This is a genomic window from Halomonas sp. GXIMD04776, assembly GCF_049808615.1.
GTDB lineage: Bacteria > Pseudomonadota > Gammaproteobacteria > Pseudomonadales > Halomonadaceae > Modicisalibacter.
Genome location: NZ_JBNCAN010000008.1, coordinates 146863 through 160188 on the forward strand (window position 1 = coordinate 146863; position 13326 = coordinate 160188).

Here is a 13326-nt window from a genome sequence, read left to right on the forward strand (position 1 = left end):
CGTCAGTAATACCCTTCGCCGGGGCGCACCTTGCCCCGGAATACCCAATAGGCCCAACCGGTATACCCCAGAATGACCGGGATGACGATCAAGGTGCCCACCAGCAGGAAAAGTTGCGAGCCCGGCGCCGAGGCTGCATCCCAGAGGGTGTAGTCCGGCGGTACGACATAGGGCCAGCGACTGACCAGTAGCCCTAGATAGGTGAACACGAACATGCTCATGGTGGCGAAGAACGGCAGCCGCGATCGCCCACGCCTGAGGGACAAAAATAATACCACTGCGCTCACCATTGCCAAGGCCGGCAGTATCCAGATCACTTGCAGATGGCTGAACCAGCGCTGCCAGACACTGGAATCGATGTAGGGCGTCCAAAAACTGACAATCGCGAATACGCCCAGCACGACCCACAGCAGCTTGGGTGCCAATTGATACGCCCACTCCTGCACATGACCCTCGGTCTTGAGGACAATCCAGGTGGCACCGAGTAGCGCAAATCCCGCCATCATGCCCAGGCCGGTCATCACGCTGAATGGCGTCAACCAATCAAAGGCGCCACCGGTGAAAACACGATCCTGGGTCTCGAAGCCCTGGATATAGGCTCCGACCACCGCGCCCTGAGCGAAGGCCACCACCATCGACCCCCCGGCAAAAGCGACATTCCACCACTTGCGTGAGCCCTTGGCCTTGAAGCGGAACTCGAAGGCGATACCGCGAAAGATCAACCCCGCCAGCATCAGAAAGACGCCAATGTAAAGCGCGGGCAGCAGGATCGAATAGACCAGGGGAAAGGCGCCCAACAATCCGGCGCCGCCGAGCACCAGCCAAGTCTCGTTGCCGTCCCAGATCGGGGCGCCGGTGTTCATCATCACATCCCGGGCCTCTTCGTCCGGAGCAAAGGGGAACAGAATGCCCATGCCGAGAATGAACCCATCCATCAATACGTACATGATGATGCTGAAGGCGATGACGATCGCCCAGATGACCGAAAGATCGAAGGTCTCCATACCTTAGCTCCTTGCCGGTGCAGTGTTGTCATCGAAGGAGGCGTCCGCGGCGGACATTGGCCGCATCGGACGATGAATCTCGTCGACACCGCTTTGCTCGTCTGCCATACCCTTGCGAATCACGCGGGTGAGATAGTAGACGCCAGAGATGAATACCACCGCGTAGACCACTATGTATCCGAGCAGGGTGAACAGCGCCATCCCCCCGGACAGGGATGGTGTCAATCCTTCCGCCTGAGTCATCAGGCCGTAGACCAACCAGGGCGCGCGTCCGGTTTCGGTGACGATCCAACCTGCCAGTAAGGCGATGAACGGTGCCACGCTCATCAGCCGCAATCCCTGCAGAAAGTAGCGGTGGGTATAGATGCGGCCGCCTCGGCGCAATATCAGCCCCGCCACGGCGAAGGCAATCATCAGGAATCCCAGGCCCACCATGATGCGAAAACCGAAGAAGGTGAACCACACCGGCGGCTGTTCATCTTTAGGCCATTCGCTGAGCCCTTTGATCTCGCCGTTGGGATCATGGGTCAGGATCAGACTGCCCAACTTGGGGATGCTGATCTCGTAATGATTGGTCTGATTTTCCTGATCCGGGATGGCAAAGAGTGCCAAGGGTACCGAAGATTCGGTATCCCAGATCGCTTCGATGGCGGCAAGCTTGGCCGGCTGATGCTCCAGGGTATTGATACCATGAAAATCTCCCACCACCGCCTGAGCCGGGGCGGCAATCAGCAGCAACCAGAGCGACATGGATAGCGCCTTGCGATTGGCCTCGATCTCATGACCGCGAAGCAGAAACCAGGCGCTGACACCGGCGACCACGAAGCCACCCGCCAGGAAGGATGCCAACCCCATGTGCATGAAGCGGTAAGGGAAAGAAGGATTGAAGATCGCCTCGAGCCAGGATGTGACAAAGAAAGTGCCATCCTGTACTTCGAATCCGGCGGGAGTGTGCATCCAACTGTTGGTAGCAAGAATCCAGAAGGTGGATATGAAGGTTCCCACCGCTACCATGATCGCAGCGAATAGATGCATCCCCGGGGAAACACGGCCACGCCCGAACAGTAATACGCCCAGGAAGCCGGCCTCGAGGAAGAATGCGGTCAACACCTCATAACTCAGCATGGGGCCGATGAAGTTGGCCGTCGCCTGGGCAAAATTGCTCCAGTTGGTACCAAACTGGAACGACATGACGATGCCCGATACCACGCCCATGCCGAACACCACGGCAAAGACCTTGGTCCAGAACTCCGCGAGTCGTTCCCAAGCCTTATTGCGCGTCTTGTAGTACAGGCCGTAAAGCAGCGCCAGATAGGAGGCCAGGCCAATGGTGAACGCTGGAAATATGGCATGAAATGAAATGACGAAAGCAAATTGCAGTCGCGAGATGATCAGCGGGTCCAGTTCCATGACGACTCCTTGAAAAATATTCTTGGCACTCGAGACACAAATCCGCGTGTTGACCATGTGACAGCGACGATCGCAAATTGCGTCACATCCGACGTGTGTCGCGTTGCCGCAGGCAAACCTTTGCCAATGTAACTCGCGCCCACTCCCTGAGTGATGTCAGCCACTGGTAGCCTGCACGATGGTATAGACAAGATAGCCCGTATACGCGATGTATACTGCCAGGAGTGCGCCTCCTTCGAATCGATTTATCCGCCCCGGACCGCGCCAGCCAATGGCGAAGATGGCCATGGCCAGCGTCAGGACCGCCATGACCACCCAGTCCCGGGAGAGCACTTCGCCGCCTGCATCGATCGGCGCGATCACTCCCGCCAGACCGACGACCCCCAGGGTGTTGAACAGGTTGGAGCCGATGACGTTGCCCAGCACCAGGTCGTGCTCGTTCTTGCGCAGCGCGCTGATCGACGAGGCCAATTCCGGCAAGGATGTCCCGATGGCGACCACCGTGAGGCCAATGATCAGATCACTGACACCGAAGGCCTCGGCGACATACACCGCTCCCCACACCAACAAACGGGAGCTGGCGATCAGCAGCACCAGACCGATCAAGGTCCAGATCACGCCAGCCTTGAGCGTCATGGCCTCGGCGGAAGGGGGCGATGCGTCGGCTATGGCCAACGCATCGCCGCCGCTTCGACTCGCCCGCCAGATGCTCAACCCGATGACCGCAGCCAGTAACAGCAACAGCAGTGCGGCGTCCAGACGAGACACATCGCCATCGAGCAGCAGCCAGGCAGACAATAGCGTTACCAGGCACAGCAGGGGCAATTCTTGCCGAATCACCTGAGAATGCACCATCAATGGACTAATCAACGCTACCGCGCCCAGGATGAGCCCGATATTGGCGATATTCGAGCCATAGCCATTACCCAGGGCCAGACCGGGATTGCCCTGTCCGGCGGCCAGGGCCGATACCATCAGTTCCGGCGCCGAGGTGCCGAATCCGATCACCAGCATGCCGATGAGTAGCGTCGAGACCCCTAGATGGCGGGCCGTGACGGCGGCTCCTTCGACGAATCTGTCAGCGCTCCATACCAGCAGAATCAAGCCTGCCACGATCGCGGCGGTGGCTAATAGCACGTAGGCATCCTCTTATATACTGAAGTAAAATGGATTTTTCGCCGAGGAATCATGCCCGACTCAATGCCCTCATGCCAGCCATCGATCAGTGAGCTCCTTGTCGTGCTCCGACCCTTGCCTGCGTCACCCTACTGTTCTAACCGTCCGCAAATGAAGGTTACACTACTCCCCCATTACTCGATGACTAATTTGATACCAGGATACCTGTGTAGGTGAACGACCATCCGACATCCGGCACCTCGACGGTCCCACCCTCGCCTTACGAGCCGGCGCATGCCCTGCCTTCGACGCGACGTCGTTTGCGTGCCTGCCATGAGTGTGACTGGGTGTCGGCACTACCTGCCTTGTCGCCCGGTGAAAAAGCCAGTTGCCCTCGCTGTGGCCATGTCCTGGCACAGCGCCACTTCCGCCCTGCCGAACGGAGCCTGGCATTGGCCTTGAGTTCGCTGGTCGCCCTGGCCATTGCCGTGTCCTTCGATTTCGTCAGGTTCGAGTTCGGCGGCATCGGCAATCGTATCGAGCTGCTTGAAACCGTCACCACCATGATCAGCTTCGATCAGCCGATCGTGGCCATCTGCGTAGTGCTGGCCATCGTCGCACTCCCGGCACTCTATCTATGCGGCGTGGTGTGGCTGAACATCGGTCTGCTGCAACGCGCGCCGCTTCCCGCCAGTCGCCAGATTGCACGTACCCTTGCGCATTTACACCCCTGGATGATGGCGGATGTCTTCGTCATTGGCGCCCTGGTCAGTCTGATCAAGGTAGCCGGACTGGCGGAGGTTTCGCTGGGGATCGCCTTCTGGGCATTTTGCATCTTTGCGTTATTGCTGTTGTTGACCATGCAATCCATCGACAGTGATTGGCTGTGGTTCTCTCTGGCGGCTGAACCCTTGGCGCCGTCGGGTAGCCATGCCGGGGCTACTGCTGCGTCTCAGGGTCTGGGCGGCTGTCGTACCTGTGGTCTGGTCAATCGTCTCGACGCCCGGGGCCGGGGCCGTTGTCGACGTTGCGGCGAGTCCCTTCACGATCGCCTGCCCAATAGCCTGCAGCGCACCTGGGCATTGCTGTTCGCGGCGGCCCTGTTGTACATACCCGCCAACCTGTACCCGATCATGACCACTACCTATCTGGGCAATAGCGATCCCTCCACCATCATCGCCGGTGTAGTGGAGCTCTGGCATGGAGGCTCGGCGCCGGTGGCGGCCGTCATCTTCGTGGCCAGCATCCTGGTGCCCATGGGTAAGCTCATCGCCCTCGCCTGGCTGTGCGTTGCGGCACGCCGGAACAGCGGCCATCATTCCGAGGTCCGTACCCGTCTTTATCGCGTGACCGAATTCATCGGCCGCTGGTCGATGGTCGACATCTTCGTCGTCTCGATCCTGGCGGCATTGATTCGTGGCGGAGCACTGATGTCCATCACCCCCGGTCCCGCGGCGCTGGCCTTTGCCAGTGTCGTGATCTTGACCATGCTTGCCGCCTTTGCCTTCGATCCACGCTTATTGTGGCGTTCGTCCCCGATCCTCGAGGAACCTGCTCATGCCTGAAGCGCAACGCGCCCAACGTCAACGACAGTCACGCCTGTCACCGATCTGGATAGTGCCGCTGGTGGCGGTACTGATCGGGCTATGGCTGGTGTACGACAATTACTCGCGTCGTGGTCCCGAAGTAATTCTCGAAATGCCCACCGCAGAAGGTATCGAAGCCGGCAAGACACTGATCAAGACCCGTAACGTCCAGGTGGGTCGAGTCGAAAACGTTCAGCTATCCGATGATCTGTCGCACACCCTGGTCACCGCTCGCATGAGCACTGACGCGGAGCGCATGCTCAATGAGGAAAGCCGCTTCTGGGTAGTCAAGCCGCGTATCGGCCGTGAAGGCATCAGTGGACTGAACACGGTGCTATCCGGGGCCTATATTCAACTGCAGCCAGGCAATAGCGACGAGCGCCAGACTCGCTTCAAGATTCTCGAACATCCGCCGGTGGCGCCGCCCGGTGCCCAGGGTATTCGCATCCAGCTGGTGAGTCAGATGGGCAGCTCGTTGCGAGTAGGCGATCCAGTCACCTATCAGGGTCTGACCGTGGGTCGGGTCGAGGATGCCGAGTTCGATCTCGAGAACCGGCAGATGGATCACCGTCTGTTCATCGAGTCACCCTATGATGAACTGGTCACCGAAAATACGCGCTTCTGGACAGCCTCGGGCATCGATTTACGTCTGAATTCAGAAGGTTTTCGGGTCAATATCGAATCCATCGAGACGCTGCTCGGCGGCGGTGTCACCTTTGCCGTACCGGAAGACATTCCCATGGGCAATAAAGCCAGCGGTGATGAAACCTACGAGCTCTTCGCCGACGAGGAAAGTGCCGTTCAGGGCACCTATAATCGTTATCTGGAGTATGTCCTGCTGATCGACGACACGGTCCGTGGCCTATCGAAAGGATCACCCGTGGAGTATCGCGGCGTACGCGTGGGCACCGTGGCTGCAGTGCCCTGGCACTTCAGCGCACCGCAACCGGATACCCGCCAGCGCTTCGCCATCCCGGTACTGATACGCATCGAGCCTCAGCGGCTGAGTAGCAAGGAGGAACGCATAGCGCTGGATGAGTGGCGACAGCGTTTCGATCGCATGTTCAACTATGGCCTGCGCGCCACGCTGAAAGCCGGCAATCTGCTGACCGGGGCCCTGTTCGTCGATTTGAACTTCCAGAAGGACGCAGCGGACCATCAGAGCGAAACCTTTGATGGCCAACCGGTCTTCCCCACTACGTCCGGTGGCTTTGCCCAAATCGAGCAGAAGGTGTCCAACCTGCTCGACAAGCTCAATGAGCTCGAAGTCGAACCCATCCTCGGTAAGCTGGATCAAAATCTGAATGCTTCCGAGAAGACATTGAAGGAAGTGCGTACTGCCACCGAGTCGTTCAAGTCGCTACTCGAAGATCCTCAGACGCGGCAGATACCGACCAATCTCAACGCATCGCTACGCGAGCTGCGGCAGACACTCAAGGGCCTATCGCCGGATTCCAGCGCTTATCAGGAATTGACCAAAACCCTGCAGAGCGTTGAGAAACTGGTGCGCGATCTACAACCCGTCGCAGAGACGCTGCGCGACAAGCCCAACGCCTTGATCTTCGATCGCAGCGGCGGCCCCGACCCCGTCCCCCAGGCACCGAGACGATGATCACACGACGCCATTACCAGTCTTACAGTGGTCAAGGAGAAACAATGAAAACACCAGGTCTTCCTTTCATGCTACTAGCCTTTTTTTTGTCGCTGGCAGGATGCGCCACCGGCGGCACCACGACGGAGCGCTATACGCTCCCCGGCGGCAGCGGTACGCAGAATCCCGCTGCTAGTAGCAATCACGGCAACACCGCGCAGCACACGCTGATCATGGACAGTCTGGAGCTGGCGAGCTATCTGGAAAGTCAGGGCATTATCCTGCAAAGCGATGATATTCGTGTGCGCGAAGCGAGTTCGCATCTATGGGCCGAGTCGCTGAAACGCCAGCTCGATCGAGGCCTGCGCCAGCGCCTCGTCAATCGCCTGCCGGATACACGTGTCCTCGGTGGTGGTGGCAGTGCCGAGGCCCTGCATCTGCGCGTCAACGTTGATCAGTTTCAGGGCCGCTACGATGGCCTGGCAGTGGTCAGCGGCCGTTGGCAGCTCTACGACGACGATGGCGAGCTGCTGGTCCTCGAATCCTTCAACGTCACCCACGCCCTCGAGAGCGACGGCTACCCGGCCTTGGTGCGGGCGCTGGGCCGTGCCTGGGATCAGGTAGCCGCAGACATCGCCAAGGGAATAAAAGCCGAACGCTAGCATGTATCGTCCGAAGGGCCATCGCGTGATCTGTGAACTGGACCCCTAAATCTGGGGACTGCTTCACACTACGATTGTGTTGTCAGTGAAACTCTGGCTGTCGCGCTGAGCTGCTGCGCAGTTCACTCGCGGAATAGCCGAACTGCTGACGAAACACACGACAGAACTGGGCCTGATCCGAAAACCCCCAGCGATAGACGATTTCACCAATATTAATACCATCCGGTGAAGCCTCGAGATCACGATGCGCGGCCTCCAGTCGCTGCATACGCACCCACTCGCGCACAGTATACCCAGACCCGGAAAACAGTTTGTGAAGATAGCGCAAAGAAATGCCGCAGAACTCAGCGATTCGCCCAGGTGTCAGGTCAGGATTACCAAGATTGGCAGAAATATAACGCTCGACACGCATCAAGTGAGCGGTTTTCATATGCGACTGGTCGCTGTTCAGCACTCGTTCATCCTGCTCAAGCACCAAAGACAGCATACTAAGTGCTTGCTCGAACAGGCGGTTCTGATCATCGATACTGCACTCATTGACGCGCTGCGAGCAGATTATTAGAAACTCGACAAAAGCGCATCCAATCCCCTTTCCCGCAGAAAAACAGTGCTGAGAGTAACGCTCTGGACGGCGGATGCGGCTTTTCATCGATTGGCCCGGGATCTTGAAGACCCACATATCGTTCGGTGCTTCATAACCAAAACGATACGGAGCATCACCCTGCTCAACGATAAAGTGCCCTGGTGGACAGTTCAGGCTCTTGCCATGCTGAGAGAAAAAAACATTGGTTCGAAGGGGAATCGTGACCAGAAAAGAGGCGTGATCATCCTGAGCAATCTGCGCATGGCTGCGTGCATACTGAGCCTTGTCAGAGCACAGGCGAGACAGCGAATAGTCACTACCCTCCGCCTTCCAGACTTTCAGAGACCCCTGAAACTTGGCTTGATGATTACCATAACTCAACGTCAGTGGAAAATATGTCTGTGATACAAGTTGGGTCCAGCGGTCCTGTGAGTCTGACGTCAACATCGAGTCGATATTGTTCATGTTGTTTGCCTCACTCGCATCGCATCATGTAGGTAGCGCCCCCTGGAAAAACATAGTGTTTCCAGGGGGGCGCGATCAGACTAACCGACCATCATGCCCAGTAATCCGATGAGCGCTTGCGCATGGATTCACGGTACTGCTCAGTCGACTTTTTCAACAGATCCCCCGTCCCCCAGTCGAGCACCACCCCGTAACGGCGAATCACATCCAGCACGCCCAGCTTGCCATCGCGATACTGCTTGGCGATATCCTCGGGCGCCGTTTCCAGCCATTCACGACGATGGGCACGGATCCATTCACGGACCTTGGCGGTGCGCTCGTTGTCTATTTCATAATCATCCAGGTCTGGATCATTCACCTTGATGACAACGCCATAGTCACTCTCGGCGCGACCGACCGACACATAGCCGTCAATCACGTCTTCCAACACGGCTTCCGCGCTACGCTCAAGCGGATCACCGAAACCACCGCCGCCGGCGGAAGGACGGGTAAAGGCATCCCCCGAGCGTACAGGAACATTCGAGAAGGTGGCACCCAGGTACTTCTCATCTGAAGTCCCCTTATTGATCCATACGCCATGGGGCACGGATGGCAAGCCCCCATTGACGCCCCAGGTGACCGAGCGACCGCGATCACAGCAGTAGCTCATCACGGTCTTGTCGACCTGGGTGAGCACCCCGCCTTTCTCGACACCGCACCCGCCACGGAAGCGGCCCGGGCCGCCAGAATCCATGCTGATCTCATGGCGCATCGTCAGCACAGGATTCAAGCGCTCCTGGCCCTCTACCGGCTGAACCGCCAGGCCAGTGCCGAACACGGGAGAAGTCGCCGATGAGCCATCCTTGGTCTGGCGACCGCCCCAGCCACCGGCCATCCAGTCATACCACATGAAATAGGTCGTGTTCTCGGTGCGCCCGTCGTTGCCGCCGATCAACAGGTACTCCAGGTTGAAGGCGCAGGCCATGGCGCGCTCGGGCATGATGACACTCCAGAGCTCGAAGATGCCATTCATGATCTTTTCATAAGGGCCGGAGCAGAAACCGGTCACCGCATGGGGCCATCCGGCGTTTACCACGCTGCCCTCTTCGCCGATATTCGCCGTCACGGCGCGATAAAAGCCAGAGTTCAGCGGCACGTCAGGGAAGAACGTCTTGGTGCCGGCGTAAATGGCGGAGTGGGTGGTGCCATACCCGGAGTTGAGGAAGGTGGATACCGCCGGTGCAGAGCCTGTAAGGTCGTAGTGAATGCCGTTGCCATCCAGCTTGAGCTTGATGCGAATGGGCACCATTCCCTCGCCCAGTGCAGGATCAACATCGAGATAATCGATCGTTTCCCATTCACCTTGCGGCATGCCGGCCAGGCTCTTCAATACAATTCGCTCGACGTAATCCTGCGTTTCCTGCATGGCCGCCACAACGGTCTCTTTTGAATACTTGTCGACCAACCGCAGAACTTCGCGCTCGCAGACCGCCGTTGCCTCAGCCTGAGCCTTCAGGTCACCCATGGCCTGGCTGGGTGCCCGCGTGTTGGAGACCAGCAGCTGTGCCACATCATGCAAAAAAACACCCGAGCGCCAGACGCGGACCGGCGTGATGCGAAGCCCCTCGCTGAAGTGGGTGCTGGCATTCACATCGAACGAGCCGGGTACGTTACCGCCGATATCGGCCCAATGGCCTTTGTTCTGCGCAAAGCCGATGATTTCGTCAGCGGCGAAAATGGGCCGGATGAAGCTCACGTCGTTCAGGTGCGTACCGCCCCGATACGGATCATTGATGGCAAACACGTCGCCCGGCTGAATGTCTCCCTGAAACTCCTCCAGCACGGCTTTGCACTGAAAATGCAGGGTACCGACATGCACCGCAATATCGCCGCTGCCCTGCATCACCGTATTGCCCTGCGCATCACACAACGCAGAAGAGAAATCACGCGAGTAGATGACGAACGAATAGCAGGTACGCAGTATCTGCTCGCTCATCAGGTCCACGCTGGTGGCGAAGGCGTTCTTCAAGACTTCGAAGGTGACCGGATCGAGCGTGCTGTCTTTTTGGTCGTGTCCCATTTTCATGCCTCCCCTCCTGCCTGAACAATCTGAATTCTGATATTTTTCCACTCATCGATAGTGGCCACGGCACCAGGCGGTACCACAGTGGTGGAATCGAGCTGATCGATGATGGCAGGCCCCGTCAGCCCCAAGCCGACCGGCAAGGTGTCCCGGTCAAAAACCGGTGTGTCGTGCCATTTATCATCAAAGAAGACGTCGCGATGCGCATGAGGTTCTGCCTGCGGATTCGCCGACCGTTCATAGGGCGCAAACGTAGGCTTGGGGGTTTTGCCCACGGCACGTAGATGCAACTGATAGATTTCCACGGGTTGAGTATCCTGACGGAAGGAAAACTGCCTCTCATGCTCCTGGTGGAACAGCTCGATCGCCTCTTTCAGTGACTCATCACCGCTACCCATCGACACCTGCAGGGAGCGCCACTGGCCCTGGTAGCGCATCGATATGCCACGCTGAAGCACCACATCTTCGTCGGCAACACCTTCGTGACGAAGTCGGTCGGCGGCTTCCTCTTCCAGGGAGCGGAATTGACCGTTGAGGTCATCGATGTCGGCATCCGCGGCACCGGCGGTGTACATCATCGATAGATCATGCTGAATATCGACAAGCAGGCACCCCATTGCCGACGTCACCCCCGGGCTGGGTGGCACAATGACCGCCGGAATGCCAAGCTCCTTGGCCACCTCTGCACCGTGCAGTGCCCCCGCGCCACCAAAGGCAATCAAGGCGAAATCCCGTGGGTCGAGCCCGCGGCGGATCGACACCAGCCGCACGGCATCGGCCATGTTGGCGTTAGCTACCTTGAGGGTGGCTTGCGCGGCTTCCGCCGTGCTTAACGCCAGACCCTGCCCCACCTTTTCGTCAATCGCCTTGATGGATTTTTCTCTGTTCAAGGTCAGTGCGCCGCCTGCCAAGCTGGTTCCCAAACGGTTGAGCGCCAGATTCGCATCGGTATTGGTCGGTTCGGTGCCGCCACGCTCGTAACATGCCGGTCCCGGATCCGCACCCGCCGATTGCGGCCCGTTGCGCAAGGCACCGGCAATATCAATATGGGCAAGGGAGCCACCACCGGCGCCAATGGTCAGTACCTCGATGCTCGGGAACACAATGGGATGACCGTATTCCACACCCCACTGCTTCGTCACACGCAGCTCACCATCATGGATCAGGGAGATATCGGTGGACGTACCCCCCATATCCAGACCCACCGCATTCTGATAGCCGCACTGCTCGGCGATATGCTTGGCGGCAATCGCACCCGCCGCGATACCGGACGCCGCCAGGCGTACAGGGAAGTGCTTGGCCATGGCCGGGGTCATCGACCCCCCACCGGAATGCAGGAGCAGCAGATCGTTGGCATAGCCCCCCGCACTCAGCTCGTCGTCGAGCTGTTTGACGTAGTCCGACACCAGTGGCCCGAGCACCGTATTCGCCACCGCTGTATTGAAGCGGTCATGCTCAAAGATTTCCGGCAGGATTTCCGATGAGGATGACACATTGGCGCCCGGAATCTCCTCCTCGAGGATTTCACGCATGCGCTGCTCGTTGTGCACGTTGGCATAGGAGTTGATGAAGCATACCGCAATCGTCGTGGCTCCCCGCCGCTTCAGCTTGCGCGCAAGCTCCCTGGCCTCCTGCTCGTCAAGGGGGGTCACCACTTGGCCGGCATAATCCACGCGCTCGGTCACTTCGAAACGATCACGGCGCCTGATATAAGGACCACTGACATCCGCGTAGGCATCCCACAGGTTGTCCTTGGTGCCATCGCGAATCTCGATCACATCGCGGAAGCCCTTCGTGGTGACCAGCGCCGCCTTGGGAAAGCGACGCGTGATCAGCGCATTGGTGGCAACGGTAGTGCCGTGGAAAAACAGTTCGACATCCGACAGCTCAATTTCTCCACGCTTGACGCCATTCAGCACGGCTTGCATGGGGTTCTTTGGCGTTGAAGGCACTTTGGTGACGCGGAAATCCTGCGTAGATGAGTTATAAATACACACATCCGTGAAGGTTCCGCCGGCATCAACGGCGACTCTAAGATCAGGCATAATCATTCCTCTATTGTTTTTGCTACGGTCACACCCACTCTCGCGGAATCGGCGTCATGGTTGAAATGACTGTACTTATCCTGCCATTTATTTAACTTTTTAATTGAATCTTTAATGCAAATAGCGTTGTACTTGGAACTTGAGACCGCCCACTTTTACCATTCAGACATAAAGCAAAAGTTGGCAGAGATACCGGTTTACCTACTTGTTATCCAGGCTAAGCTACCGATAGATATAATCTGGACAGGCGTTTTTATTTAAGGCTGGCAACATACCACTCGTCCTTGGCAACCCTGAGGCCCAGTTCATACACCACATAAGCGCACAGGAAGGTGGCAGGTGCCGAGAACCCAGTAATCGAAGGGATGTTCATAATTACGATGCCCGTTAATGCAGCACCACACCACGCAACCAAACCGCAGGGATTGAAGGCCGGAATATAGGCATTATCCAACTCGACATGGCCATTGAAACGATCCTGATACGTCCTGGATAGAATATGGGCAAGTGCAACACCGACCCAAGCCACGACAAAGACGCCCTGGTAAGCCAGCGCCTGCAGGATGTAAGAGAATACATCTGCCATCATCAGCACATAAGCGAACACGCCAATCACACAGCCGGCCACTATCTTGGACAACTTCACCCCCGTCACCTTGCGGATGAACGACTCGAAGTTGATGGTGGACTTCCCCCGATCTAGTAGACACGCATCGATAACTCCGCAACAGGAGAACACCGATGCCGGAGATGATCACGGGGAAGAAAACTCAGCAGTACAGCACTGAGTTCAAAGTCAAAG

10 protein-coding genes are annotated in these 13326 nt (G+C 57.8%); 3 read left to right on the top strand and 7 right to left on the bottom strand.

The annotated features are described in order from the left end of the window. Positions 1-2: 2 nt before the first annotated feature. From cydB to ACPF7Z_RS07465, 3 genes are all read right to left on the bottom strand, one after another. Complete coding sequence (gene cydB / locus ACPF7Z_RS07455) at positions 3-1004, bottom strand: cytochrome d ubiquinol oxidase subunit II (RefSeq protein WP_425192640.1); 1002 nt, start codon at positions 1002-1004, stop codon at positions 3-5. 3 nt (positions 1005-1007) lie between these two features. Then, entirely contained in the window at positions 1008-2414 is a 1407-nt protein-coding gene (locus tag ACPF7Z_RS07460; protein WP_425192641.1) for a cytochrome ubiquinol oxidase subunit I, read from the bottom strand. Positions 2415-2570: 156 nt separating this feature from the next. Then, positions 2571-3551, bottom strand: a complete 981-nt coding sequence (locus ACPF7Z_RS07465) for a calcium/sodium antiporter (RefSeq protein WP_425192642.1) — start codon at positions 3549-3551, stop codon at positions 2571-2573. A gap of 278 nt (positions 3552-3829) precedes the next feature. Here ACPF7Z_RS07465 and ACPF7Z_RS07470 point away from each other — a divergent pair, with 278 nt between their 5' ends. The 3 genes from ACPF7Z_RS07470 to ACPF7Z_RS07480 are packed head-to-tail and all read left to right on the top strand — an operon-like array spanning position 3830 to position 7369. Continuing rightward, a complete protein-coding gene (locus ACPF7Z_RS07470) occupies positions 3830-5095 on the top strand; it encodes a PqiA/YebS family transporter subunit (protein WP_425192651.1) in 1266 nt (421 codons plus the stop codon). Beyond that, positions 5088-6728 (top strand): intermembrane transport protein PqiB, encoded by a 1641-nt coding sequence (gene pqiB / locus ACPF7Z_RS07475; RefSeq protein ID WP_425192643.1) that lies wholly within the window; start codon positions 5088-5090, stop codon positions 6726-6728. Before ACPF7Z_RS07470 ends, pqiB begins: the two co-directional genes overlap by 8 nt. A 44-nt stretch (positions 6729-6772) precedes the next feature. Then, a complete protein-coding gene (locus ACPF7Z_RS07480; RefSeq protein WP_425192644.1) occupies positions 6773-7369 on the top strand; it encodes a PqiC family protein in 597 nt (198 codons plus the stop codon). A gap of 82 nt (positions 7370-7451) precedes the next feature. On the opposite strand, the gene ACPF7Z_RS07485 is transcribed toward ACPF7Z_RS07480, so the two are convergent. From ACPF7Z_RS07485 to ACPF7Z_RS07500, 4 genes are all read right to left on the bottom strand, one after another. Continuing rightward, positions 7452-8417, bottom strand: coding sequence for an AraC family transcriptional regulator (locus ACPF7Z_RS07485; RefSeq protein WP_425192645.1), 966 nt, complete (start codon positions 8415-8417; stop codon positions 7452-7454). 91 nt (positions 8418-8508) lie between these two features. Further along, entirely contained in the window at positions 8509-10482 is a 1974-nt protein-coding gene (locus ACPF7Z_RS07490; protein ID WP_425192646.1) for a hydantoinase B/oxoprolinase family protein, read from the bottom strand. Then, on the bottom strand, positions 10479-12530 hold the full coding sequence (locus ACPF7Z_RS07495) for a hydantoinase/oxoprolinase family protein (protein ID WP_425192647.1): 2052 nt from the start codon (positions 12528-12530) through the stop codon (positions 10479-10481). The genes ACPF7Z_RS07490 and ACPF7Z_RS07495 overlap by 4 nt, the downstream gene beginning before the upstream one ends. Before the next feature lie 247 nt (positions 12531-12777). Then, a complete protein-coding gene (locus ACPF7Z_RS07500) occupies positions 12778-13170 on the bottom strand; it encodes a hypothetical protein (protein WP_425192648.1) in 393 nt (130 codons plus the stop codon). Positions 13171-13326: the final 156 nt, after the last annotated feature.